We start from the raw sequence: 25786 nt of genomic DNA on the forward strand, positions 1-25786 counted from the left end.
ACCAGTATAGTGGCGTCAGCTGTCGACTGCCTGCGCAGCGGCGCGCTGCGCCAATGCATCCTGCAGCGCCTCGAGCGTGGCCGGCTTGGTCAGGTGGACGTCAAAACCCGCCGCCAGCGCACGCGCGACGTCGGCTTCCTGGCCGTAGCCGGTCAGCGCGACCAGGTGCAATATCGGGTCTTGCAAGTCAGCGCGCAATGCCGCCGCCAGCGCGTAACCATCCATATCGGGCAGGCCGATATCGAGGATCGCCACGTCGGGCCGCACGCTCAGTGCGCTCGCCCGCGCACTGGCGGCGTTATGGGCCACTTGCACGTCATGCCCCAGCAAGCGTAGCAGCAGCGCACCCGCCGCCGCTGCGTCTTCGTTGTCGTCGACGAGCAGGATGCGGCGTGCATGGAATGCCTGCGCCGGCCCCACGGGCACGAGTGCCGGCGCCGGCGGGACCAGCGGCAACGTCACCTCGAAGCGGCTGCCGGCGCCCGGCCCGTCGCTGAAGGCCGCCACGTGTCCGCCGTGCCGTTGCACGATCTCGCGCACGATCGACAGGCCCAGGCCCAACCCGCCGGTACGTCGCGCCAGCGGTTGCGGCGCCTGGTAGAACGGCTCGAACACATGCGCCAGCAAGTCGGGCGCCATGCCGGCGCCATCGTCGGTCACGCTCAGCACCGCCTCGGTGCCGAGCGTCTCCAGTCGCACCCGGGTCGTGCGGCTGCCGAAGCGCACGGCATTCGACAGCAGGTTGCCCAGCACCTGGGCCAGGCGCGTCTCGTCACCGTTGACCCAGACCGCCGCCGGCGCCTCGAGCGTGATGCCCTCTCCCGGCGGCGCGGCCAGCGCGAGGCGCGCCGTCTCGGCCAGGTTCATCGGGCGTGGATCGATTTCGAGCTTGCCGGATGCGATGCGCGAGACGTCCAGCAAATCGTCGACCAGGCGCCGCAGATGGTTCACCTGACGCCGCATGACGACGCGCTCGCGCGCGCTGCCCGGCTCATTGCGCAGGTCCATCAGGTCGAGCGACGTGAGGATGGGGCTGAGCGGATTGCGCAGCTCGTGGCCGAGCATGGCGAGGAACGTATCCTTGGCCACGCCGGCCTGGCGCGCCTGGGCCAGCGCGTCTTCGAGCGTGGCGAGCAGGCGCGAACGCTCGTCCTCGTGCGCCGCGCGCTGGCGGGCCGCGACCTCCAGCGCCTGGCCCATCTGGCGGATTTCCTTGATCCGCGACGGCGCCACCTGCACGCCCTGGCCGCTGCCCAGCGCGGCGGCGCCGACCTGCACGCTCTCGATGCGGCGCACGATGCGTCCGGACAGCCAGGACGCGAGCGCGATGCAGGCGGCCAGCACCACCCAGGCGCCAAGCATGTAGACAGCGAAGCGCTTGAAGAAGACCACGCCCAGGCCGGCGCTGGGCGCGCCGACCGCCACCGCCCAGCCATAGCGCGGCGAGGTCGCGTAGCCGCTGATCACCGCGTCGCCCTCGAGCGTCTTGACCTGCCCCACGCCGTCGGGCCCTGCCTGCATCAGGCGCCGCAGCGATTCGCTCGGCGCCCCGACCACGGTGCGTTCCTGGTTGCGCGAGCGCGCCACCAATGAGCCGGCGCCATCGAGCACGGCGATCACGGAATCGGATGGGATTTTCTGGCGTGCGATCACGTCCAGAAAGCGGTTGGGCTGCACCGCCGCAGTCAGGATCCATGACTGGCCGCCCGGCCCGGTGACTGGCACCCGCACCGGCACTGCCGCCAGGCCTGTGATGCCGCGCGCCACGCGGCCCACCACCGGCCGGCGTTCGCGCAGCGCCTGGTGCAGGCTGGCCGGCTCGGCGACGTGCCCCGGCGGCGCGCCGAACGGCGACATCGTGCTGAACACGGCCTTGCCGCCGGCATCGTTGAGGATCACGCCCAGCCAGTCAGGGCGGGTGAGGCGCGCGGCCGTGGCGTGGAAGTCTTCCAGGTCGCCGCCGGCGAGCTGCGGACTCTTGGCGATCCCGTTCAGGGCGGCGATGGTGGCGTCCAGTTCGGCGTCCACGGCGCTCGAGAGCGCGCGCGCGTGGCCGAGCAGCAGGCGTTCCTGCTCCTGCTCGAGATAACGCCCGGCACCGTGGATGGTCCATACCCCCAGCAGCACAAGCGGCAGCAAGCCGATCGCGGTCAACAGAATCAACAGGTGTCGCAGTGACAGAACCGGGCCGGCAGGGTCGCGCATGGAATCTCACCAGAGGCGAAAAATTGCATTATAGGATGTGTTGCACGCACCCTTGCATTTTTACCGGTTCAGCGCGGAATCGACAACGCCAGCGTTTCCTTCAGTTCTTCCATCACCACATAACTCTTCGACTGGCCGGCATCGGCCACATGCAGGATTTCGCCCAGCAGGCGCCGGTATTCGGACATCTCGGGGATGCGCGCCTTGATCAGGTAATCGAAGTCGCCCGACACCAGGTGGCATTCGAGCACCTCGGGAATGGCGAGCATCGCGCGCCGGAAGCGCTCGAAGGCCTTGTCGGATTTCTGGTGCAGGTTGATCTCGACGAACACCAGGATCTGCATCCCCAGCGCCTGGGGATTGACACGCGCGTGGTAGCCCATGATCACGCCGTCGCGTTCCATGCGCTTGACGCGCTCGATGCAGGGCGTGAGCGACAGCCCGACCTGCTCGGCCAGGTCTTTCATGACGATTCGCGCATCCTGCTGCAGCACCGCCAGGATGTGCAGGTCGATGCGGTCGAGAATGCGGTTCGACGCCTTTTGCACGCGCATGGTCTGGCTCCGTAATTTCTTCTGAAAACTGCAGTATTAACAGAAACAATTATCGGGCTTCTGCCGCTAAGATGGCAAGCTTTACTGAATCCTGATTCTTTTCGAGGAAATTATGCGTGTCATCGTATTGGGCAGCGGCGTGGTCGGCGTCACCACCGCGTATTACCTGGCCCTGGCCGGGCATGAAGTGACCGTGATCGACCGCCAGCCCGGTCCGGCCCTCGAAACCAGTTTCGCCAACGCCGGCCAGATTTCTCCCGGCTACGCCTCGCCCTGGGCCGCGCCCGGCATTCCGCTCAAGGCCGCCAAATGGCTGTTCCAGCGCCACGCGCCGCTGTCGATCCGGCCGGACGGCACGCTGTTCCAGTTGCAGTGGATGTGGGAGATGTACCGTAACTGCGATCCGGCGCGCTACGCCGTCAACAAGGAGCGGATGGTGCGCCTGGCCGAATACAGCCGCGACTGCATGCGCCAGCTGCGGCGCGACACCGGCATCGCCTACGAAGGCCGCCAGCAAGGCACCGTGCAGCTGTTTCGCACGCAGCAGCAGTTCGACAATGCCGCCAAGGACATCGAGGTGCTGCGCGATGCCGGCGTGGCCTATGAAGTACTGGCCGGCGCGCAGCTCGCTGCGGCCGAACCGGCGCTGGCCAATGTCGCCGACAAGCTGGTGGGCGGCCTGCGCCTGCCGAACGATGAAACGGGCGACTGCCAGCTGTTTACCACGCGCCTGACCGCCATGGCGCGCGACCTGGGCGTGCGCTTCGAGTTCGACACCACCGTGCGCCGGCTGGAACAAGCGGGCGGCGAGATCTCTGGCGTGGTCACCGACAAGGGCGTGTTGACGGCCGAGAGGTATGTGCTGGCCACGGGCAGCCATACACGCGCCCTGCTGCAGCGCTGGTTCCCGGTGCCGGTGTATCCGATGAAGGGGTATTCGCTGACGGTGCCGATCGTCGACGCCGCGCGCGCGCCCGTCTCGACCATCCTCGACGAGACCTACAAGATCGCCGTGACGCGCTTCGACGACCGCATCCGCGTCGGTGGCATGGCCGAACTGTCGGGCTTTAATCTCGATCTCGATCCGCGCCGCCGCGAAACGCTCGAACTGGTGGTCAATGACCTGTTCCCGGGCGCGGGCGACACGAAGCAAGCCAGCTTCTGGACCGGCCTGCGCCCGATGACGCCGGACAGCACGCCCATTGTCGGCGCCACGCCGCTCTCGAACCTGTTCCTCAATACCGGCCACGGCACGCTGGGCTGGACGATGGCGGCCGGTTCGGCCATGGTCATCGCCGACCTGGTGGGCGGCAAGGCGCCGTCGATCCGGGCCGACGACCTGGCGGTGTTCCGCTACGCCGGCGTACGCGACGTGTCGCCCGGCGCCGGGCTGGCACGGGCATAAGGCGATGACGTCCGCCACGCGCGCCGGCGCGTACCTGACCATCGACCTGCACGCGGTGCGGGCCAACTACCGCACACTGGCTGCGCATGGCGGCGGGGCCGAATGCGGCGCCGTGCTCAAGGCCGACGCGTATGGCCTGGGCATGGCGCCGGTGGCCGCCGCGCTGCTGGCCGAAGGCTGCCGCACGTTCTTCACGGCGCACCTGGACGAAGGCATCCGCCTGCGCGCGCTGCTGCCGTTCGGCGCCACGATCTACGTGATGCACGGCGCGATGCCGGGCGCCGCGCGCGATTGCCTGGCGCATGACCTGGTGCCCGTGCTGAACGATCCGGGCCAGATCGCCGAATGGCGCGCATTGGCCGCCGAGACTGGCCGCAGGTTGCCGGCGGCGATCCAGTTCGACACCGGCATGGCGCGCATGGGCCTGGCGGGCGCGGACCTCGAGCGCCTGCGTCAGGACCCGGCCTGGCTCGATGGCATTCAACCGCGACTCGTGATGAGCCACCTGGCCTGCGCCGACGAAGCACAGCATCCGCTCAACGCGCGCCAGCGCGGCCGCTTCGATGCCGTGCGCGCGCTGTTCCCCGGCGTGCCGGGCAGCCTCGCGAATTCGTCGGGCGTGTTCCTCGGGCCGGCCTTCCACCATGACCTGCTGCGCCCCGGCGCGGCGCTGTACGGCATCCATCCGCAGCCGGGCAGCGTCAACCCGCTGGCGCAGGCGGTGTCGCTGGCGGCGCGCGTGGTGCAGCTGCGCAGCATCGACGCGGGCGACATCGTCGGCTACGGTGCGCGCTACGTGGCGCCCGGCCCGCGCCGCATCGCCACCATCGCCATCGGCTATGCCGACGGCTGGCTGCGCGCCCTGAGCGGGCGCTCGTACGCCTGGGTCGATGGGGTGGCGGCGCCGTTTGTCGGCACCGTATCGATGGACAGCATCACGCTCGACGTGACCGGGATGCCGGAAGCGCGCATCGCACCGGGCCAGAGCGTCGACCTGCTGTGCGAGAAGCAAACCGTGGACGACGTGGCGGCGCAGGCCGGCACGATCGGCTACGAAGTGCTCACGCGGCTTGGCAGCCGTTTCGAGCGACGCTACGTCGGCGGCATGTAGCCACCGGTTACACTATTCGCCGCGGCGACTCGCCGTACTTTGGTGAAGAGGTAACCCTTGTTTGAAATCAGCCAGCTGCGCTGCTTCGTCGCCGTCGCCGAAGAACTGCACTTCAGCCGCGCAGCGGAGCGCTTGAACATGACGCAGCCGCCGCTCAGCCGCCAGATCCGCCTGCTCGAACACAGCGTGGGCGTCGCCCTGCTCGAACGCACCAGCCGCTCGGTCACGCTCACCGCCGCCGGCAAGGCCTTCCTGCCCGAAGCCACGCGCATCCTTCGGTTGGCGCAGGAAGCCGCCGTCAAGGCGCGCCGCACTGCCAGGGGCGAGCAGGGATCGCTGACCATCGGCTTCAGCGCTGCCTCCGGCTACAGCCTGCTGCCCGCCGTCGTGCGCGGCATCCGCCAGTTTTGTCCCGACGTCGCGCTCAATCTCAAGGAACTGGTCAGCACGGCGCAGGTCGAGGCGCTCAACGCCGGCGAAATCGACCTGGGCCTGATGCGCCCCCACACCGTCAACAGTGAACTCGACAGCGTGTTGATGGTCACCGAATCGCTGATGCTGGCCATCCAGGAAAGCGACGCCCACCTGTGGCCCGAGGCGCCGACGCTGGCCTGCTTTCACGGCAAGCCGTTCATCATGTACTCGCCCTACGAGGCGCGGCCCTTCTACCAGATGCTCAGCGAACGGTTCGCCATGGCCGGCGTGGTGCCGGACATCGTCGAGCACATCGGCCAGGTCCACACGATGCTGGCCCTGGTCGGCGCGGGCATGGGCGCAGCCCTGATTGCCGAAGGCGCTACCCGCCTGAAATTCGAGGGCATCGTCCTGCGCGAAGTAACGACCGATCCCGTGCACCTCGTGGCCACCTATCGGCGCGACAACGACAACCCGGTGCTCGATCTTGTCAGGCAACAGGTGCTGGCGACATTCCACCCAGGTTGATCGCGCCATTGATTCAATTCCTGTATTGGACGCACCAGCTTTTGGATTGATCCGGTATTGATCTCTGCTCTATGATGGCGCCAGCCTGAGGCTCGTGACCGCCGATGGCTGCGTACGGATTCCATAAGATCCGACCACATAAAAAAGGAGACAGTCTTGAAAACAGCAACAGCGCTCGTCCTGTTACTGGGCGCCGCCACGGCCCATGCACAAACCTCGGTTACCTTCTACGGCATCGCCGATGCGGGCATCGTCATCGAAGATGGCGGTTCCGCCGGCCGCATCACCAAGGTCACCAGCGGGGTCGGCGCCGCGTCGCGCTTCGGCTTCCGGGGCGTCGAAGAACTGGGCAACGGCCTCTCGGCCTATTTCACGCTCGAGGGCGGCGCCAAGATCGATACCGGCGAAATCGACGCCGCCGGCACCATCTTCAACCGCCAGGCCCTGGTTGGCCTGCGCGGCAATTTCGGCGCGGTCGCCCTCGGGCGCCAGTACACGCCGTATCACACGGCGATGGTCTCCATCGTCGATCCGTTCAGCACCGGCTATGCGGGCAGCGCCAAGAGCCTGTTCCCGCACAACGGCACCAATATCCGCACCAGTAACACCATCACTTACGCCACGCCGAAGAAGAACGGCTTCGATGGCGAGCTGGCCTACAGCGTGGGCGAGCAAAGCCGCTCGGCCGCCGGGCGCCAGTTCGGCGGCGCGGTCGGCTATGCGGCCGGCCCGCTCGCCGTGCGCCTGGTCTACAACAACAAGAACACCGACGTCGCCGCCAGCGGCGCCACGCCCGCGGTGGACCGCTCCATCGGCCGCAACGTCCTGCTCGCGGCCTCGTACAACGCCGGCTGGATCAAGCTGCACACGGGGATCAGCAGCGACAAGGGCGACGGCGCGGCGCCGCTGATCAATGCCAACAACCCGTACGGCGGCGTGCGGCCAACACCATCGACGGACGGGCGCAGCTACCTGCTCGGCATCTCGGCGCCGGTCAAGGGCGGCACGCTGATGGCGTCGGTGCTGCACAAGGATGACCGCACGGGATTCAACCAGGACGCCAATGCCTGGGGCATCGGCTACCTGTACGCGCTGTCCAGGCGCACCGGCCTGTACGCCGCCTACGGTCATGTCGACAACCGCAACGGCGCCGGCTACACGATCGCGAACAATACCGAATCGGGCAGCGGCGACACCGGCTACAACCTGGGCCTGCGCCACAGCTTCTGATCTGCACCACCACAACGAGGAGACAAAAAAAATGACTATCCGTACCAAGGTTTCATCCCTGCTCATGGGACTGGCGATCGTCGGCAGTGCGCACGCGGCCTATCCCGACAAGGCGATCAACGTCGTCGTGCCGTTCCCGGCGGGCGGCTCGACCGACGCCATCGCGCGCGCCATCGGCCCGAAGGTCAGCGCCAGACTGGGCCAGCCATGGGTAGTCGACAACCGTCCCGGCGCCACCGGCGCGCTGGGTGGCGGCTACGTCAAGCGCGCCGCGCCCGACGGCTACACGCTGATGGTCGCGTCCATTGGCGTGTACTCGGTCAACCCGCTCCTGCAAAAGACGCTGCCCTACGATCCGTCGAAAGACTTCGACCTGCTGACCGTGGCCGTGCAGGCGCCGAACGTGCTGGTGACGAATGCCACCGTGCCGTCCACCACCGTGGCCGACTTTGTCGCCTATCTGAAGAAGAATCCCGAGAAGATCACGTTCGCCACGTCCGGCGCCGGCAGTTCGGATCACCTGACGACGGCGCTGTTCTGGCAAAAGACCGGCACCTCGGGCCTGCACGTGCCGTACAAAGGCGGCGCGCCGGCGATCACCGACCTGCTGGGCGGCCATGCCAACGCGTCCTTCCAGAACATCAACGTCGTGCTCAGCCACATCAAGGCCGGCAAGCTCAAGGCGCTGGCCGTCACGGGCAGCAAGCGCTCGGCAGCGCTGCCGAATGTGCCGACGCTCGCTGAAGCCGGCGTCAAGGATGTCGACGTGTATTCGTGGCAGGGCATCGCGGCGCCAAAAGGCTTGCCGAAGGATGTGAAAGCCCTGCTTCACGCGACGATCACGGGCGCCCTGCACGATCCGCAGATTGCGGCGAAACTGACCGAGCAAGGCTTTGAAGTCGTGGCCTCGTCGCCCGAGCAGTTCACGAAGTTCCAGGCGCAGGAACTGGCGCGCTGGCGCGAGGTCATCACCAACGGCAAGATCTCGATCGACTGACCTTTACTTTTTAGAGCCGCCCCATCATGTCCCACACTACGTCGAATGCCCCCGTCATCACCAGCCTGCGCGTCGTCCCGGTCGCGGGGCAGGACAGCATGCTCCTGAACCTCTCCGGCGCGCACGGCCCGTGGTTCACCCGCAATATCGTGATCCTGACCGACAGCGCCGGCAACACGGGCCTGGGCGAAGTGCCCGGCGGCGAAAAGATCCGCCAGACGATCGAGGACGCCGGCCCGTTCGTCATCGGTGCGACCCTGGGCGACTACAACAAGGTCCTGAACGCCATGCGCACCGCGTTCGCCGATCGTGACCAGGGTGGCCGGGGCTTGCAGACGTTCGACCTGCGCACGGCCATTCACGCCGTCACGGCCGTGGAATCGGCGATGCTCGACCTGCTCGGCCAGTTCATGGAGGTGCCGGTGGCGGCGCTGCTGGGTGAAGGCCAGCAGCGTACCGCCGTCGAGATGCTGGGCTACCTGTTCTACGTGGGCGACGGCGCGAAGACGCCGCTCGGCTACCGCAGCGAACCCGATGCAGACGATACCTGGCTGCGCGTGCGCAACGAAGCAGCGCTCACGCCGGAAGCCATCGTGCGCCTGGCCGAAGCGGCGCGCGAGCGCTACGGCTTCAATGACTTCAAGCTCAAGGGCGGCGTGCTGGGCGCCGATGAAGAAATGGAAGCCATCGTCGCGCTGCACGAACGCTTCCCGCAGGCGCGCGTGACGCTCGATCCCAACGGCGGCTGGCTGCTGGCCGACGCCATCCGCGTCTGCCGCGACAAGCACGACATCCTGGCCTACGCCGAAGACCCATGCGGGGCCGAGAATGGCTACTCGGGCCGCGAAGTGATGGCCGAGTTTCGCCGCGCCACCGGCCTGCGCACGGCAACCAATATGATCGCCACCGACTGGCGCCAGATGGCCCATGCGATCCAGCTGCAGTCGGTCGACATCCCGCTGGCCGACCCGCATTTCTGGACGATGCAGGGTTCGGTCCGGGTGGCGCAACTGTGCGACATGTTCGGCCTGACCTGGGGTTCGCACTCGAACAACCACTTCGACATATCGCTGGCCATGTTTACGCACGTGGGCGCGGCCGCGCCGGGGCGCGTCACGGCCATCGACACCCACTGGATCTGGCAGGACGGCCAGCACCTGACCACGGAGCCGCTGCTGATCGAGGGCGGCATGGTGCAGGTGCCGCAACGCCCAGGGCTGGGGATCGAACTCGACCCTGACAAGCTCGAGGCCGCGCACCAGGCTTACAAGAACCTGGGCCTGGGCGCGCGCGACGACGCGGTGGCGATGCAGTACCTGATTCGCGACTGGAAGTTCGACAACAAGCGGCCCTGCCTGCTGCGTTGATCAGAACAGCTCGCCATTGACCGGCGCTGGCGACTGCGCTGCTGCTGCTACCCGCCTGGGCGCCAGCGGCGCCGGCCACGCTTTCATGGCCTCGGCCGGAAAGTGCCGCAGAAAACTGCGTGCCACGTCGAGGTCGCGGCTGGCCAGCCAGTCGCCCACTTCGTCGTCGCCGAGCAGCACCAGCGAGCGCTTCTCGTCGCCCGGCCTGTGCATGCGGCGCATCAGGGGATGCGTGTCGGCGTTGATCGTGATCTGGGTGAAGGCATTGGCCATGCCGCCATCGGCCTCTTGCCATTCGCGCCACAGGCCCGCCACCCAGAACAGCGATGCGTCGCGCATGCCGATGGCGGTGCGCTCGGCGCGGCCGCTCTCGTAGCACGGTTCGTAAAACCACAGCATCGGCACCGCGCACAGTTGCAGGCGGCGCCAGGCCGGTGCAAACGAGCGGCGCTCGACCAGTGATTCAGCGCGCGCATTCATGGTGTCGAACGGTTTTACGTCGGGCGGAATATGGCGGCGCGGGACCATGCCGTAGCTGGCCACGCACGCCTGCGGCGCCAGCCCTGGCGCGGCGCGCAGGATCGGCGCCGTGTAATCCTTCCAGGTTTCTTCGGGCCACTGCCAGTCGCGCGGCAACTGGCTGAAGGCGCCGATGCGGCCGTTGAACATTTCCGGCGTCGGGGGGCGGTAGTTCACGCACATGATTTTGCTCCAAAGATATTGCGTGTTAACAACAATGCGTCACTGCTCGTCAAGCCAAGTGTAAAATACCAGCGTCTATTTTTAGCATTCTACCCACGATGCCAGCAAGCCTGCCCTTCCTGCCCGAGACTGACGAAACGTCGCGCCTTATCCGTTCCTTCCCCTGGCACGCAACGAGCCTCGGCCCTATCGAAGGCTGGCCTACCGTCCTCAAGACCACCGTCGCGCTGATCATGGCCACGCCCGCGCCCATCGTCACCCTGTGGGGCCCGGATGGCTACATGATCTACAACGACGCCTACCGGGTGTTCGCGGGCGGACGCCATCCGACGCTGCTGGGATCGAAGGTGCGCGAAGGCTGGCCCGAAGTGGCCGACTTCAACGACAACGTGATGCGGGTCGGCCTTGCGGGCGGCACGCTGAGCTACCAGGACCAGGAACTCACGCTGCACCGGACCGGCCAGCCCGAGCAGGTCTGGATGAACCTCGACTATTCGCCGATCCGCGACCAGGACGGCGTCATCGCCGGCATCATGGCGGTGGTGGTCGAGACCTCGGGCAAGGTCAAGGCCGAGCGCCACATCCTGGCCGAGCGCGCGCGCCTGCACACGATGTTCGAGCAAGCCCCCGGCTTCATCTGCCTGCTCGACGGACCGGAGCACCGCTACGCGCTGGCCAACGACGCCTATCGCGTCCTGACGGGCGACCGCCCCCTGCTTGGCATGACGGTGGCGCAGGCCGTGCCCGAGCTGGCGGCGCACGGCATCGTCGAGCAGCTCGATCGCAGCTTTGCCGACGGCGCCGTGTTTCGCGCCGAAGGCGTCGAACTCTCGCTGAACAATCCCGGCCAGGATGGGCACATCCGCACCTTCATCGACTTCGTGCTGCAGCCGCTGCGCAATGCCGACGGCGCCGTGTTCGCCACCTTCGTGCTCGGCAACGATGTGACCGAGCGGGTACTGGCCGAACGCGCGCTGCGCGCGAGCGAGGCGCGTTTTCGCACCTTCGCCCAGGCCATGCCGAACCACGTGTGGGCCGCGCATGACGACGGCAGCGTCGAGTGGATCAACGACCGCGTGCACGAATACGCCAGTGGCAGCAAGGCGCCCGACGCGCTGCTGGGCCACGGCTGGGCGTCGCTCGTGCATCCCGACGACGACAGCCGCTACCGCGCGCTGTGGCAGTCGTGCGTGGCGTCGGGCGCCGCGCTCGACACCGAAATCCGCCTGCGTCGCCACGATGGCCAGTACCGCTGGCACCTGGTGCGTGCGCACCGCTCCCCTGGCGATGCCGGCAACGCATCCCTGTGGATCGGCACCAGCATCGACATCGAAGACCAGAAGCGCGCAGCCGAGGCGCTGGCGCTGTCGAATGCCAGCCTGGAAGAACGGGTCGAGCGCCGCACGGCCGAACGCGACCGCATGTGGCGCCTGTCGAAGGACATCATGCTGGTGGCCGACCTGCATGCCACGCTGTTCGCCGTCAATCCGGCCTTCACCGCGATCCTGGGCTGGACCGAGGCCGAGGTGCTGGCCACGCCAATGCTCGCGCTGGTGCACCCGGACGACCATGCCGTGACCGCGCAGCAGATCGAGGCGCTGCGCTCGGGTGGCCAGGTGTACCGCTTCGAGAACCGCTGGCAGCGCAAGAACGGCAGCTGGTGCAACCTGTCCTGGACTGCCTCGCCCGACCAGCAATATATCCACGCCGTGGGCCGCGACATCAGCGCCGACCTGGCGCAGATGGAGGTCATGCGCCGCACCGAGGCCGCGCTGCAGCAATCGCAGAAGATGGAAACGATCGGCAAGCTCACCGGCGGCGTGGCGCACGACTTCAACAACCTGCTGCAGGTCATCGGCGGCAACCTGCAACTGATTGCCCGCCGCGCCGACGGCCTGCCCGAGATCAAGAAGCGGGTCGAGAACGCGATGAGCGGCGTCGAGCGCGGCGCCAAGCTGGCCAGCTCGCTGCTGTCGTTCGCGCGGCGCCAGCCCCTCGAACCGAAAGCGGTCAAGATCGGGCGCCTGCTGGGCAATATGGAAGACATGATGCGCCGCGCGCTGGGCGAAGAAATCGATATCGAGATGGTGATCTCGGGCGGCCTGTGGACCACCGAGGTCGATCCGGCGCAGCTCGAGAACGCGGTCCTGAACCTGGCGATCAATGCGCGCGACGCGATGGACGGCGCCGGGCGCCTGACGCTCGAAGTGGCCAATGCCGCGCTGGACGCCACTTACTGCGCGGCGCATCCCGAAGTCACGCCCGGCCAGTACGTGATGCTGGCCGTGAGCGACACCGGCAGCGGCATGCCGCAGGATGTGATTGACCAGGCCTTCGAGCCGTTCTTCTCGACCAAGCCCGAAGGCAAGGGCACCGGCCTGGGGTTGTCGATGGTGTACGGCCTGGTCAAGCAGTCGGGCGGCCACGTCAAGATCTACAGCGAGGTCGATGAAGGCACCACGATCAAGATCTACCTGCCCAGATCCCTGCAGGTCGAAGACCATGCGGGCGAGCCGCTGCTGCAGGCGGTCACCGGCGGCCACGAAACCGTGCTGGTGGTCGAGGATGACGAGCAGGTGCGCCTGACGGTGGTCGACATGCTCACCGACCTCGGTTACCGCGTCCTGCGCGCCAACGACGCCACGGCGGCGCTGACGGTGGTCGACAGCGGCATCCACATCGACCTGCTGTTTACCGACGTCGTCATGCCCGGCCCGCTGCGCAGCCCCGAGCTGGCCAGGAAGACGCGCGAGCGCTTGCCGAACGTGGCGGTGCTGTTCACGTCGGGCTATACCGAGAATGCGATCGTGCATGGCGGGCGGCTCGACGCCGGCGTCGAACTGCTCGGCAAGCCGTACACGCGCGACAACCTGGCACGCAAGGTGCGCCACGTGCTGTCGAACCAGCAGCAAAAGAATGCACTGATGGCAGCAAGCCTGCCGGCCCCGGCGCCAACGCCGGCGGCGGCAAAGGCGCGCGTGCTGCTGGTGGAAGACGAAGACGACATCCGCGAGAACACGGCCGAACTGCTGCGCATCCTCGGCTACGAGGTGCTCGAGGCTTCCAGCGGCGAAGCGGCGCTGGCTTTGCTGGACCTGGCGCCCGACATCGTGCTGACCGACCTGCACCTGCCCGGCATCGGGGGCGACGAGCTGGCGCTGCGGGTCAAGGCGCGCCTGCCGCAGGCGCGCATCGCGTTCGCCAGCGGGGCCAGTCATGCCAGCGACGTGGCAGATGCGATGCTGGCCAAGCCGTACGATGCGCAGCAGCTCGAGGCCTTGCTGGTGCGGCTGGCATAACGGCGGCGCTGGCCAGCCCGCCACGGCCCGCGCAACAAAAAAGGCCCCGAAGGGCCTTCAATCAAAATGGAGCGCCTGGCGGGCCTGTAAAGCCCGCCAAACGGGGTTCTGATGGCTCAATGCACCGCGCCCAGTTGCTGGCGCAGGGTGACGATGAACTTCTCCTTGTCGAACAGCGTCAGCACGTCGTCGCGGCCGTCGATGCCCGGCACTTCGAGCACCTCGGCGCTGTCCTGGCGCATGTCTTGCGGGCCGTTCACGCGCAGCAGTTGCGGCGACGGGCGGCGCTGGCTGTCCGGCAGCGACAGGATGGTGTCGACGCGGTCGACGATCAGGCCGAAGCGCTCGCCCTCGTGCTCGAGCACCAGGATGCGGCGCGCAGCCTCGGTGCCCAACGGCGCCATGCCGTACAACACGCGCAGGTCGATCACGCACACCATCTGCTGGCGCACCTGCATCATGCCGTACACGCAGGCCGGCATGCCCGGCGGACGGGTGACGGTGCCGTCGAAGTCGACGATCTCGCGCACCTGGCTGATGTCGGCGGCCCAGCCGGTATCGAGCGAGAACGCCAGGTACACGTGGCGGGCGCCGGATTTTTTCCGGGCAGCGCAGGCGGCGCTGGCTTCTTGTGCATACAGGCGGCGGTGGCCGGCGCAGATGTCGCTCACTTCGGTATCCGAGAAAAGACTTTCGTGGGCCAGGAACAGGCTGTCGCCCAGTTCCGCATTCGGCAGGCAGCCGCGGTACATCGCGCCGCGCGCGGTCCCCAGCAGCGGGATCGGCAGGATGTCGGTGTCAAAATACGGGCGGATATCGTCGACCGCGTCGACCAGCAGGCCCAGTTGCTCGTCGCCGATGCGCACGACCAGGACGCGCGCGTCCTGGGGATCGGACTGCGACGGGGCGCAATTGAGCAGCGCGCCGAAGTCCACCACGCCGACCGGCATGCCGCGCAGGTTCAGCCAGCCCTTGCACAGGCGGCCCAGCATCACCGACGGCAGCAGCTCGGGCACCCGCATGATCTCCTGGATCGCTTCCATCGCCAGCGCGAAGCGCAGGCCGCCGACGGTGAACGAAATGCACTTGCGGCCCTGCGCCTGACGCAGAAAGCGCATGCGCCAGGCGTCGCGCGCCACGCTGGCGTGGGCGCGCACCTGCGGCACGTTATCGATCCGCACCAGCGCGTCGGCGTCGAGCAACTGCACCACGCGCGCGCCATCGTTCAGGGTGATCGCGCCGGCCACCACGCCGGCCGGCGCTTGGTCGTCCCCTTCGCGCCAGCGCAAGCCGGCGCGCTGCTCGGGCCGCACGCGCAGCACTTCGCCGGTGGCGTCGAACACCAGGCCAACCTGGATATCGTCGACGTCGATGATCGCCACGCGCTGCTCGCCCATCGCCGCAGGCGCGGCCGGGTCGAAGATGCGGCCCAGGTTCAGCAGCGGGATCGCGGCGCCGCGCAGCGTGAAGATGCCCTCCAGGCAGTGCGGCGAGAGCGGGATCGGCGTGATCCGCCCGGGCATGCCCACCACTTCGCGCACGTTCGCCGCCGGCAGTGCAAACTCTTGCCCGGCCAGGAAGAACGTGCCCATCACTTCCATGCCGGCCGCTTCGCGCAGCACGCGCGCGGCGGCAGCTGTTTGTTGTTCGATGGCCGTCACGGCCGCGTGGGCATCAGTCATGGCGTTGGTCATTGCCGCAGTCTCCATATTCATGCCGCCACCGCCTGCTGTTCGCGCGCGATGCGCACCACACTGAAGGTCTGGCGATCGCAATCGATCGACAGGCGCCGGCCCTGCGAGCCGCCCACGTCCTGGAACATCACCTGCAGGCCGCGCAGCGACAGCTGCGAGCGGGCCGCTTCGATATTGCGCGTGCCGACCGCGCCGTCCAGTGCGCGCAGGTTCAGCATGCGCGCGCCGCCGGCGATGACGACGTCGACTTCATCGTACTGCTCGCGCCGCACGCCCATCATGGCCAACAGGCGCGGCACAGCCGCGCTGACATAGCGCGCCGAGCTCTCGCCTGCTTCGACGCCGTCGGGCAGGAAGCAGTGCGCCAGGCCGCAGCGGCCCTGGTTACGCCAGATCATGCCGATCCCGACGCAGGAACCGAGCAGCGCGGTCAGGACCTGTTCGCCCTGGCCGATCTGCATCTGGCCGGACAGCACGTAGGACATGTGGTTCAGGCTTTGCATACTCATTATTTTTCTCCGCCGATACGATAGACATGGGCCTGCTCGAACGTGAATTCGGTTTGCAGGCGGGTGATGGATTCCTGCTCGCCCAGGACCAGGCGGGCATCGGGGCGCATCGCGGCGCGCGCGCCCGCGAGCACCTGTTGCTGGTGCTCGCCATCGAAATAGATCAGCACATTGCGCAGCATCACTAAATCAAAAGCAACGGAGCGTGGCGGGCGGCCCAGCAGGTTGTGCTGGTCGAAGCTCACGTGCTGCGCGACGTCGGGCGCGACCTTCACGCCGTCGCCGTGCGGCGTCAGGTACTTGCGAAACAGCGCCGGGCGATCGGCCTCGAAGCGCTCCACGCTGCGCCCGCGGTACTCGCCGGCGCGCGCCGTGGCCAGCGCCGCGTTCGAGATGTCGGTGCCGAGGATCTCGAAGCGCAGGCCGGGCGCGTGCGCCTGGTGCTCGAGGCAGCTCATGGCCAGCGAATACGCTTCTTCGCCGGTGGCCGCCGCGGCCGACCAGATGCGCAGCGGCGCACCGTGGCCGGCGGCCACGAAAGTGGGCAAGAACGCGTGTTCAAACCAGGACCACACGGCCGGCGTGCGGAAGAACACCGTGTCGTTGGTGGTCACGGAATCGATGAACGACGTGACTTCATTGCGGTCGCTGGCCAGGCGCTCGATGTAGCCGGCCCACGAGGCGATGCCCAGCGCGCGCAGTCGCGGGCGCAGGCGCCCTTGCAGCAGCACGCGCTTGTGCTCGTTCATCGCGATGCCCGTGTGCTGGCGCACCAGGGCAATCAGGGCGGTCAGGTTGTCGTCACATAGTTCCATCGCTGTTCCCCTACCCTCAGACCACGAAGCGGGCCACGGTGTTGTTGAGGTGACCGGCGTGCTCGTTCAGGCCTTCGGTCGAACGGGCGATGCTGTCGCACGAGCCGGCCGAGCGCTCGGTTTCCTGGGCGATGTAGAGGATCGCGGCCGACACTTCCTTGGCCGTGAGCGACTGTTCGCTGGCGCTGTCCGAGATCTCGGCGATCGCCAGCGACGTCTTGGCGACGCCGGTCGTGATGCGGTCGAACGCTTCGCTGGCCTGGCGCGAAATCTCGCTGCCCTGCGCGACGCGGCGCACCGATTCGTTGATCAGCTTCGAGATTTCCTTGGTCGCCTGCGACGAGCGCTCGGCGAGTTTGCGCACTTCGTCGGCCACGACCGAGAAGCCCAGGCCGTGTTCACCGGCGCGCGCCGCCTCGATGGCCGCGTTGAAGGCGAGCATATTGGTCTGGCCGGCGATCTCGCCGATGACCTTGACGATCTCGCCGATGTCTTCCGACGACTGGTTGATCATCGCCATCGCTTCGATCGAGCGGGCGATCGCCTTGGCGCCGATCTCGGCTTCGTCGCGGGTCGACTGGGCCAGGCCATTGGCCTCTTGCGTGCTGCGCGCAATGGTGTTGATCGATGCGGTCAAGCCATCGACCGAGGCATTCATCTGCTCGACCGTGGCGCCCAGCGCCTGGGCGCTGGCGGCCACCGTGTTGGAGCGGTCGGCGATCGTGCGCGACGAGACATTGAGCTTGCCGGCGGCCGAGACGGCGTCGCCGATCACGCCGCGCAGGTCGCCGATCATCTTCATCACGCCGCGCCCCAGTTCGTCAAGCGGCTCGTCGCCGCTGGTATCGACCGAACCGGTCAGGTCCCCGGCCGAGGCGCGCGCGACCTGCTCGAGCAGCAGGCCCACTTTCTGGCGCTCGTGCTCGGCGCGTTCGACGGCAGCCTCCTCGAGCAGCACTTGCGCCGTGATATCGGTGGCGAACTTGACGACTTTTACCGGCTTGCCGCTGGCGTCGAAGATCGGGTTGTAGGTGGCCTGGATCCAGACAGTCTTGTTGTTGTTGCCGTGGCGCTTGTAGCGACCGGCGTCGAATTCGCCACGGTTGAGCTTGCCCCAGAAGCGGCGATAGGCGGCGCTCGACGCGTATTCGTCGTCGCAGAACACGCGATGATGTTCGCCGCGCACGTCTTCCAGCGCGTAATCGAGCAGGTCGAGGAAGTTGGCGTTGGCGTCGAGCAGGATGCCATTCATGTCGAACTCGACCACGGCCTGAGCGCGGCCGATCGCCGTCACCAGGCCGGTCGTTTCGGCGGCGCGCACTTTCTCGCCCGTGATGTCGGTGGCGAACTTGATGATCTTGCACACGCGGCCGGAGCTGTCGCGCACCGGGTTGTAGGACGCGTTGATCCAGAATTCGCGGCCGCCCTTGGCGATGCGCTTGTATTCGGCGCGGTCGGACTTGCCGGCGCCCAGATCGGCCCAGAAACGGGCGTAGGCCGGCGAATCGACCAAATCGCGTTCGCAGAACATCGAATGATGACGGCCTGTCAACTCGGCGTCGGAGTAACCGGTCACGCTCAGGAAGTTGTCGTTGGCGCGCAGGATGTTGCCATTCAAATCGAACTCGATGATGGCCTGGGCGCCGTCAAGCGCCGAATAGATCGCACGCAGGTCCTGCAGGGCGTCGGGCGATTCCAGATAGATCGTTTCCATATATCCAATGAAGTAAGTGAGTGGAAGACGCCGCGGGCGCGACGACGCAACAAGTGCATGCCTAGATAATGCGCCAGAACGCACAAACAGTAAATCCAGCAAAGTCAGAATATCTTGCTTAACGCGATTTTATGTTGTCCAAGAACAACGATATCAGGTTGGCAAGGGCCAAGCATTGTTTCCAGACGAGCAAAATGCCGGAAGGCCGTCTTCAAGATGTTCCCATGAAACAACCAAATCGATCAAAACGAAATATTTTTCTTGAGAAATTCAGCAAAGTCGATAGAATTCAGGTCATCAACAAACTCAGCAAAACCGAAACCATGACGACTTCACCGACTTACCGTTTGAATGAAAGGAACAATATGTTCATGCGTATCCTGAATATCCTGCTGTTCTGGACCATCGTGCTCGCCGGCACGAAAGTATTCGCTGCCGATACCCACGCCGTCGACGTGCGCCTGCAAGCGTTCCAGGTCGTCAGCCAGGACAAGGGCGGCGAGAAGCTGGTGCCAGCCACCGAAGCCAACCCTGGCGACACCATCGAATACCAGGTCACTTACCAGAACAACGGCAAGACGGCCGCGAAGGCCGTGGCGGCAACCCTGCCGGTGCCCGAAGGCGCGATGGTCTACCTCGACGGCAGCGCCGCCCCGAAAGCGGTCCAGGCCAGTGTCGATGGCAAGCAGTTCAGTCCCCTGCCCCTGACGCGCGAAGTACTGCGCAATGGCCGACGAACGGTGGAGCCGGTCCCACCGGAGCAATACCGCTTCCTGCGCTGGGAGCTGGGCGATCTCGCCCCGGGCAAGGCTGCCACCGTGACGTCGCGCATGCGGGTCGGCGTGCCCGCAACGCCCAAGGTCGCCCGCTCGTAAACCCTGATTTTTTCTGACGTTTCGACGTCACGCTGTAAAACCGTATCAATAGTTGTCTTTTTGTCAATTACAAACCCGTGTCAACACCTGTTCAACCCTGATTCGCCGACATCACACACAAGGAAGCAGCCATGAAAACCCGTCTCAAGCTTGTCGCCGCAGCCGCGCTGCTGGCAGCCGCCAACGGCGCCTACGCCGCCACTGCGGCCGGCACCGTCATCACCAACCAGGCAACCGCCACGTATAACGACTCCACCGGCACCAAGACGGTCCAGTCGAATACCGTGATCACCACCGTGCAGCAGGTCGCCAGCCTGACCATGCCTGCAGGTACCGCCAAGAGCGCCGGCGCCGGCACCTCGGTCACCTACGCCCACAGCGTGACCAACACCGGTAACGGCAGCGACACCTTCGCCCTGTCGCAAACCAATACCGGCACGCTGAACATGACCGGCGTCGTGTTCTACCTCGATGCCAACGGCGACGGCGTGGCTGACAACGCCACCCCGATCACCACCACCGGTCCACTGGCGCCCGGCGCCACCTTCCGCTTCGTGGCCGTCGCCACCCTGCCGGCCGGCGCCACCAATGGCACCACCAACGCCCTGACGGTGCGCGCCACCAGCGGCTTCAACGGTTCCGTCAACGCCACCAGCATCGACACCACCACCACCTCGGCAGGCGCCGTGATCGACATCACCGCCAACTCGGCCGGCGCCGGCGCACCGGGTGCAGGTCCTGGCGTCGAAGCAGCTGCCGTGGAAACCAAGACCACCACGGCCGGCACGATGACCTCGTTCGTCCTGTTCCTGAACAACACCGGCGGCAGCCCGGACACCTTCAGCCTGGCAGCCAGCACCGACGCCACCTTCGGCACGACTGTCCTGCCATCGGGCTGGACCGTGGTGTTCAAGGACGTCAACGGCGCCGTAATCACCAACGCCACCGTCGCCGCTGGCGGCAACTTCCGGGTTACTGCCGAAGTTACCCCGCCTGCAGGCACCGCACCAGGCACGACCGACCTGTACTTCCGCGCCATCTCGGGCACCGGCGTGGCCGACCGCATCCACGAAGCCGTCACCGTCGCCGCCGCCGATTCGCTGGTCGAACTGGTCAAGACGCAAGCCCTGGACGCCAACTGCGACGGTGTCGCCGATACCGCCTTCAGCAACGCACCGATCACGACCGGCGCAGTGCCGGGCGCCTGCATCCGCTACCAGATCGTCGGCACCAACAAGGGCGTGACCACCATCAACCTGATGGTCATGAACGACACGGTCCCGGCCAACACGACGTACCACGCCGGCGCACCAGCCAACACCCTGCTGGGCAGCATCGTTGCGCCACTCGCGGGCCTGATCGGCAACGTTTCGGCCACCGTCGGCAACCTGGCCCCGGGCCAGTCGAACACCATGGCGTTCGGCGTGAAGATCGACTAAGTCATTTGACCTTGTAACCCAGCCACACCAACGCAGCGCCGCTCCGGCGGCGCTGCCCCGAATTCCCAGACTCCTACGCGCCATGACCACTCTGCTCCGACAACTCGTACTTCTCTGCATGAGCCTCGTCCTGCTGATGGCTGGCGCCGCGGACGCCGCCATTACCAACCGGGCCAGCGCGACCTTCGCCAACCCGGCCGGCGGCAGCACCACCGTGCAATCGAATACCGTGAGCGCCAAGCGCCCGGATTCGATCACCTATTTCACCTCGGCCGCCTACAGCCGCGTGGCCCGTTCGACCAAGCTCGACGGCGCGCTGTTCCTGCAGGTCGAGGCCGACGACTGCAACGCCGACGGCAGCATCGCCGAGCGCGTCAATGTCACCCTCACCTCCAAGCTCACCGGCGACAGCCAGACCTACGTCGCGATGGAGACCGCAGCCGACAGCGGGGTGTACCGCTTCACCGCCAACGCCTCCAACCACGAGATGGACGAAGACCACGAAGATGACGTGGCCGACGGCGCGATCGAGGTGCTGGCCAACGACACCCTGATGGCGACCGTCAACGGTTGCGGCAACAACCAGATCTGGAGCTCGATCCTGATCGACCCGATCGGCGTGGTCTACGACAGCCGCAGCAACCTGCCGCTGCCAGGCGCGACCGTGACCTTGATCGATGTCACCGGCGCGGGCAACGGCGGCGCACCGGGCGCCCCAGCGCGGGTGTTCGACGTCGATGGCGTCACGCCGATGCCAAGCACCGTCGTCACCGACGAAGAAGGCGGTTATCAGTTCCCACTGGTGGCCGCGAGCCTGTACCGCCTCGACGTCAAGTCGCCATCGAACTACAGCTTCCCATCGAAGACCGCCGCCGGCGACCTGCCGGCCGGCCGCACCACCAATCTGTACGGCTCGTTCGGCGGCGAATTCATCGTCAGCGAAACGACCGGCCTGGTCACGATCGACGTGCCGCTCGACCCGATCCCGGGCGTGCTGTACCTGGAAAAGAACGCGTCGCGCGCCATCGTCGAAGTCGGCGACGTGCTCGACTACACCGTGCGCGTCTATAACACCGCCGAACAAGCCCTGGTCGACGTGGTCGTCGAAGACCGCCTGCCAGCCGGCTTTAGTTTCGTGCCGGGCACGCTGCGCATCGACGGCGCGCTGGTGACCGACAACTTCGAAAACCGCGGCCCGACGCTGCGCATCCCATTGGCCACCCTGAACGCCAAGTCGAACCGCGTGCTGCGCTACCGCGTGCGCATCGGCGGCGGCGCGCTGCAGGGCGACGGCATCAACCGCGCCCAGGCCACCAGCGGCGCCCCGCTGGCCCTGGTCTCGTCTGTGGCCGCCGCCAAGGTGAAGGTCGAAGCGGGCGTGTTCAGCAGCAAGGGCTACATCCTGGGCGACGTGTTCGCCGACTGCAATGTGAATGGCCAGCGCGACCTGGGCGAGCCGGGCATTCCCGACGTGCGCATCTACCTGGAAGACGGCAGCTTCTCGCAGACCGACGCCGATGGCCGCTACAGCTTCGCCGATGTTGCCCCGCGCACCCACGTGGCGAAAGTCGACATGAGCACGCTGCTGGCCGGTAACCTCGCCGTGCTGTCGAACCGCAATGCGGGCGACGCCGGCAGCCGCTTCGTCGACCTCAAGGATGGCGAACTGGCGCGCGCCGACTTCGCGCTGAGTGGTTGCAACCCTGAACTCATCGACGCGATCAAGGCCCGCGCCGCCCGCCTGCGCGCCTTGCTGGCCTCGGCCGCTGTGCTCACCGCCCCGGCCCCGGCCGCCGCCAAGGCAGCGCCCGAGCTGGATCTCGAATCGATGACCAACCGCCTGGGTTTCATCGGCCTGGTCGATGGCGCGATCCTGCCGCACGCCCAGCCAACGATCCGCATCAAGGGCGGCGCCGGTTCGAGCTTCACCCTGCTGGTCAACGGCGTGACCGTCGACGACAGCCATATCGGCAAGCAGGACACGCTGGCGGCGCATGCCCTGGAGCTGCGCGAATACGTCGGCGTGACGCTGAAAGCCGGCCACAACCTGATCGAAGTGCGCGAAACCGACAGCTTCGGCAACCGGCGCGGCAGCAGCGTCGTGGACGTGGTGCTGCCGGGCGCCCTGGCGCGCCTGTCGATCGCCCCGCTGGTCGAATCGGCACCGGCCGACGGTCAGCACATGGCGATGATCGCCGTGCGCCTGGAAGACGCCAATGGCGTGCTGATCGCCGAACGCACCCCGGTCACGCTCGAGGCGAGCGCCGGCCAGTGGGACCAGCCTGACCTCGACCCGCGCGAACCTGGCCACCAGGTCTTCGTCGAAGGCGGCAGTGCCGAATTCGCCCTGCGCACGGCACCGGACGCCGGCGAAGCCCGCCTGCAGGCGACCAGCGGCCTGCTGCGCGCCAAGAGCACCATGCGCTTCTTGCCAGCGCTGCGCCCGATGGTCGCGGCCGGTGTGGTCGAAGGCGCCTTCAGCCTGAACCGTACCCGTGGCAACAACACCACGCCGCTGCGCGATTTCGACGGCTTCGAAGACCGCCTGCGCCACATGGCCGGCAGCGACACCGTGAACGCCGGCGCCCGCGCCGCCATGTTCGCCAAGGGCCAGATCGGCGCAGACACGCTCTTGACCATGTCGTACGACTCGGACAAGGACACCGAACCGAAGATGTTCCGTGACATCAACCCGTTCGCTTTCTACCCGACCTACGGCGACGACGCACGCCGCGGCTTCGAGGCGCAATCGGCCGGCCGCCTGTATTTCAAGGCCGAGCGCAACCGCTCGTACGTGATGTTCGGCGACTTCGTGCCGCCAGGCGTGACCCCGGCGCGCAACCTGGGCGCCTACAACCGCAACCTGACGGGCCTGCGCCAGCACGCCGAACTGGACAACTTTGGTGGCAACCTTACCGTCGACTCGTTCCTGAGCTACGACAGCACCCGCCAGATGGTCGAAGAATTCGCCGCCAACGGCACCTCGGGCCCGTTCCTCACCGGCGGCGGCCTGATGGTCATCAACAGCGAGCGCGTCGAAATCATGGTGCGCGACCGTAACCAGGCCGGCCTGATCCTGTCGCGCCGCGCCCTGGTGCGCTACGTCGACTACGACATCGATCCACTCACCGGCCGCATCCTGCTGCGCGCCCCGGTGCCGAGCCTGGACGAAAACCTGAACCCGGTCAGCCTGCGCCTGGCGTACGAAGTCGACCAGAATGGCGCCCGCTTCCTGGTCGGCGGCGTCGCCGCCCAGTACCAGATCGGCCGCTATGTCGAAGTCGGCGCCAGCGCCGTGGAAGACCGCAACCCGGCCGCCCCGACCCGCCTGGTGAGCGTCAACGCCACCGTCAAGCCTGACGAAAAGACCACGGTCATCGTCGAAGCTGCGCAGATGGAAAAGGCCGACCTGTCGGGCCGCGCCGCGCGCTTTGACGCCACCCGCACCGACGGCAAACTGGAAAGCCACCTGTTCCTGGGCCGCGCCGACGCCAACTTCGACAACCCATCGGCGAACCTGCCGAAAGGCCGCACCGAAGGCGGCGCGCGCATGCGTTACCGCTTCACCGAGCGCACCAGCCTGGGCCTGGAAGGCCTGCACACCGCCGACCTGACCACCGACGCCACCCGCAACGGCGTGCAGATCTTCGCCGGCTACGCGTTCGAGAATGGCTTGCAAGCCGAACTGGGCATGCGCCATTCGCGCGAAGAAGGCGGCCAGTCGGTCATCGTGGCCCAGCCCGACCTGACCAGCGTGCGCGCCAAACTGGGCATGCAGATCCCTGGCCTGCCGCAGGCCGGCGTGTTCGTCGAAGGCGAACAGGACATCCACGACAACGGCCGCCGCATGGTGGCCCTGGGCGGCGACTACCGCTTCGCCGGCGGCAGCCGCGTGTACGGCCGCCACGAACTGATCAGCAGCCTGGGCTCAACCTATGCACTGAATCAAGGCCAGCAGCGCCACGCCACCGTGTTCGGCGTCGATACCGACTACATGCACGATGGCCGCGTGTTCTCGGAATACCGCGCCGGTGGCACTTCGCCAGCGGGCACCGTCACCGGCGAGCGCCAGGCCGAAGCGGCCCTGGGCCTGCGCAACCTGTGGACGCTGGGTGAAGGCGTGCGCGCCAACACCAGCTTCGAGCGCGTCAAGGTGCTCTCGGGCGTGAACAACAACGAAGCAATCGCCCTGACCGGCGCCATCGAAGTGAGCCGCCACCCGACCTGGACCGGCAACGCCCGCCTCGAACTGCGCCACGGCGCCGACAGCGACGGCCTGCTCTCGACCCTGGGCCTGGCCTACAAGATCGACGACAGCTGGACCTTCCTGGGCAAGAACACCCTGGCCGCGACCCGCGCCAACGCCAACAAGACCATGCGCGTGACCGAGTTGCTGCAAACCGGCGTGGCGTACCGCGCGCTGCAATCGATCGGGGTGAACGGCCTGGCCAAGTACGAGTACAAGCTCGAACGCGACGACGGCCTGGCCGACCTGAAACGCGCCGTGCACGCTGTTTCGTTCAACGCCAACTGGCAGCTGCGCCAGGACACCACCGTCAGCGGCCGCTACGCCGCCAAGATGGCGATGGACCAGTCGAGCGGCCTGTCGAACCGCACCGTCAGCCACCTGGTGGCCGGCCGCGTGACCCACGAAATCAATGAAGACTGGGACATCGGCGCGACCGCCCAGATGCTGATGGATCGCGACACGCGCGGCCGCCAGTACGCCGCCGGTCTGGAAGCGGGCTACCAACTGAAACGCAATATGTGGGTCTCGGCCGGCTACAACCTGCTCGGCTTCAAGGAGCGTGACCTGGCTGGCGCCGACGCCACCGCCAAGGGCGTGTACTTCCGCGTGCGCATGAAGTTCGACGAGAACACCCTGCAGGGCCTCCTCTCGGGCGACCTGCTCAAGTAATCAAGGATAT

The 25786-nt window shown here is 66.9% G+C and carries 17 protein-coding genes; 10 read left to right on the forward strand and 7 right to left on the reverse strand.

All coding sequences use genetic code 11. The features are described from left to right. Nucleotides 1-15: 15 nt before the first annotated feature. Nucleotides 16-2205: a hybrid sensor histidine kinase/response regulator gene (locus tag AB2N08_RS04140; protein WP_367609341.1), complete on the reverse strand. Its 2190-nt coding sequence runs from the start codon at nucleotides 2203-2205 to the stop codon at nucleotides 16-18. A gap of 68 nt (nucleotides 2206-2273) precedes the next feature. Continuing rightward, entirely contained in the window at nucleotides 2274-2759 is a 486-nt protein-coding gene (locus AB2N08_RS04145; RefSeq protein WP_367609342.1) for an Lrp/AsnC ligand binding domain-containing protein, read from the reverse strand. Between the two features lie 112 nt (nucleotides 2760-2871). Here AB2N08_RS04145 and AB2N08_RS04150 point away from each other — a divergent pair, with 112 nt between their 5' ends. The 6 genes from AB2N08_RS04150 (at nucleotide 2872) to gudD (ending at nucleotide 9811) form a co-directional block, all read left to right on the forward strand. Beyond that, nucleotides 2872-4164 carry a D-amino acid dehydrogenase gene (locus tag AB2N08_RS04150; RefSeq protein WP_367609343.1) on the forward strand — a complete coding sequence of 431 codons (1293 nt, stop codon included), beginning with the start codon at nucleotides 2872-2874 and terminating at the stop codon, nucleotides 4162-4164. 4 nt (nucleotides 4165-4168) lie between these two features. Continuing rightward, nucleotides 4169-5275 carry an alanine racemase gene (gene alr / locus AB2N08_RS04155; protein WP_367609344.1) on the forward strand — a complete coding sequence of 369 codons (1107 nt, stop codon included), beginning with the start codon at nucleotides 4169-4171 and terminating at the stop codon, nucleotides 5273-5275. Nucleotides 5276-5332: 57 nt separating this feature from the next. Further along, on the forward strand, nucleotides 5333-6217 hold the full coding sequence (locus tag AB2N08_RS04160) for a LysR substrate-binding domain-containing protein (protein WP_367609345.1): 885 nt from the start codon (nucleotides 5333-5335) through the stop codon (nucleotides 6215-6217). Between the two features lie 156 nt (nucleotides 6218-6373). Beyond that, on the forward strand, nucleotides 6374-7447 hold the full coding sequence (locus AB2N08_RS04165; protein WP_367609346.1) for a porin: 1074 nt from the start codon (nucleotides 6374-6376) through the stop codon (nucleotides 7445-7447). A 31-nt stretch (nucleotides 7448-7478) separates the two neighbouring features. Further along, nucleotides 7479-8444 carry a Bug family tripartite tricarboxylate transporter substrate binding protein gene (locus AB2N08_RS04170; protein WP_367609347.1) on the forward strand — a complete coding sequence of 322 codons (966 nt, stop codon included), beginning with the start codon at nucleotides 7479-7481 and terminating at the stop codon, nucleotides 8442-8444. A 26-nt stretch (nucleotides 8445-8470) separates the two neighbouring features. Beyond that, nucleotides 8471-9811, forward strand: a complete 1341-nt coding sequence (gudD, locus tag AB2N08_RS04175) for a glucarate dehydratase (protein ID WP_367609348.1) — start codon at nucleotides 8471-8473, stop codon at nucleotides 9809-9811. Here the strand turns inward: gudD and AB2N08_RS04180 are convergent, their stop codons facing one another. Continuing rightward, nucleotides 9812-10513: an SOS response-associated peptidase family protein gene (locus AB2N08_RS04180; RefSeq protein WP_367609349.1), complete on the reverse strand. Its 702-nt coding sequence runs from the start codon at nucleotides 10511-10513 to the stop codon at nucleotides 9812-9814. Between the two features lie 98 nt (nucleotides 10514-10611). Between AB2N08_RS04180 and AB2N08_RS04185 the strand changes: the two genes are divergently transcribed. Then, nucleotides 10612-13812 carry a hybrid sensor histidine kinase/response regulator gene (locus tag AB2N08_RS04185; RefSeq protein ID WP_367609350.1) on the forward strand — a complete coding sequence of 1067 codons (3201 nt, stop codon included), beginning with the start codon at nucleotides 10612-10614 and terminating at the stop codon, nucleotides 13810-13812. Nucleotides 13813-13928: 116 nt separating this feature from the next. On the opposite strand, the gene AB2N08_RS04190 is transcribed toward AB2N08_RS04185, so the two are convergent. Genes AB2N08_RS04190 through AB2N08_RS04205 form a run of 4 tightly spaced genes read right to left on the reverse strand, consistent with a single transcriptional unit; the run spans nucleotide 13929 to nucleotide 18544 of the window. Continuing rightward, on the reverse strand, nucleotides 13929-15506 hold the full coding sequence (locus AB2N08_RS04190) for a chemotaxis protein CheW (RefSeq protein ID WP_367609351.1): 1578 nt from the start codon (nucleotides 15504-15506) through the stop codon (nucleotides 13929-13931). 17 nt (nucleotides 15507-15523) lie between these two features. Beyond that, nucleotides 15524-16015 carry a chemotaxis protein CheD gene (locus tag AB2N08_RS04195; RefSeq protein ID WP_367609352.1) on the reverse strand — a complete coding sequence of 164 codons (492 nt, stop codon included), beginning with the start codon at nucleotides 16013-16015 and terminating at the stop codon, nucleotides 15524-15526. Beyond that, a complete protein-coding gene (locus AB2N08_RS04200; protein ID WP_367609353.1) occupies nucleotides 16015-16830 on the reverse strand; it encodes a CheR family methyltransferase in 816 nt (271 codons plus the stop codon). The genes AB2N08_RS04195 and AB2N08_RS04200 overlap by 1 nt, the downstream gene beginning before the upstream one ends. A 16-nt stretch (nucleotides 16831-16846) precedes the next feature. Further along, nucleotides 16847-18544: a methyl-accepting chemotaxis protein gene (locus AB2N08_RS04205; protein ID WP_367609354.1), complete on the reverse strand. Its 1698-nt coding sequence runs from the start codon at nucleotides 18542-18544 to the stop codon at nucleotides 16847-16849. 371 nt (nucleotides 18545-18915) lie between these two features. Between AB2N08_RS04205 and AB2N08_RS04210 the strand changes: the two genes are divergently transcribed. The 3 genes from AB2N08_RS04210 (at nucleotide 18916) to AB2N08_RS04220 (ending at nucleotide 25776) form a co-directional block, all read left to right on the forward strand. Further along, nucleotides 18916-19419, forward strand: coding sequence for a hypothetical protein (locus AB2N08_RS04210; RefSeq protein WP_367609355.1), 504 nt, complete (start codon nucleotides 18916-18918; stop codon nucleotides 19417-19419). A gap of 131 nt (nucleotides 19420-19550) precedes the next feature. Next, entirely contained in the window at nucleotides 19551-20858 is a 1308-nt protein-coding gene (locus AB2N08_RS04215; protein WP_367609356.1) for an NEW3 domain-containing protein, read from the forward strand. 118 nt (nucleotides 20859-20976) lie between these two features. Further along, on the forward strand, nucleotides 20977-25776 hold the full coding sequence (locus AB2N08_RS04220) for a hypothetical protein (RefSeq protein WP_367609357.1): 4800 nt from the start codon (nucleotides 20977-20979) through the stop codon (nucleotides 25774-25776). Nucleotides 25777-25786 lie beyond the last annotated feature (10 nt).

Origin of the sequence: Massilia aurea (genome assembly GCF_040790145.1) — a bacterium.
Taxonomy (GTDB): domain Bacteria; phylum Pseudomonadota; class Gammaproteobacteria; order Burkholderiales; family Burkholderiaceae_D; genus Telluria; species Telluria aurea_C.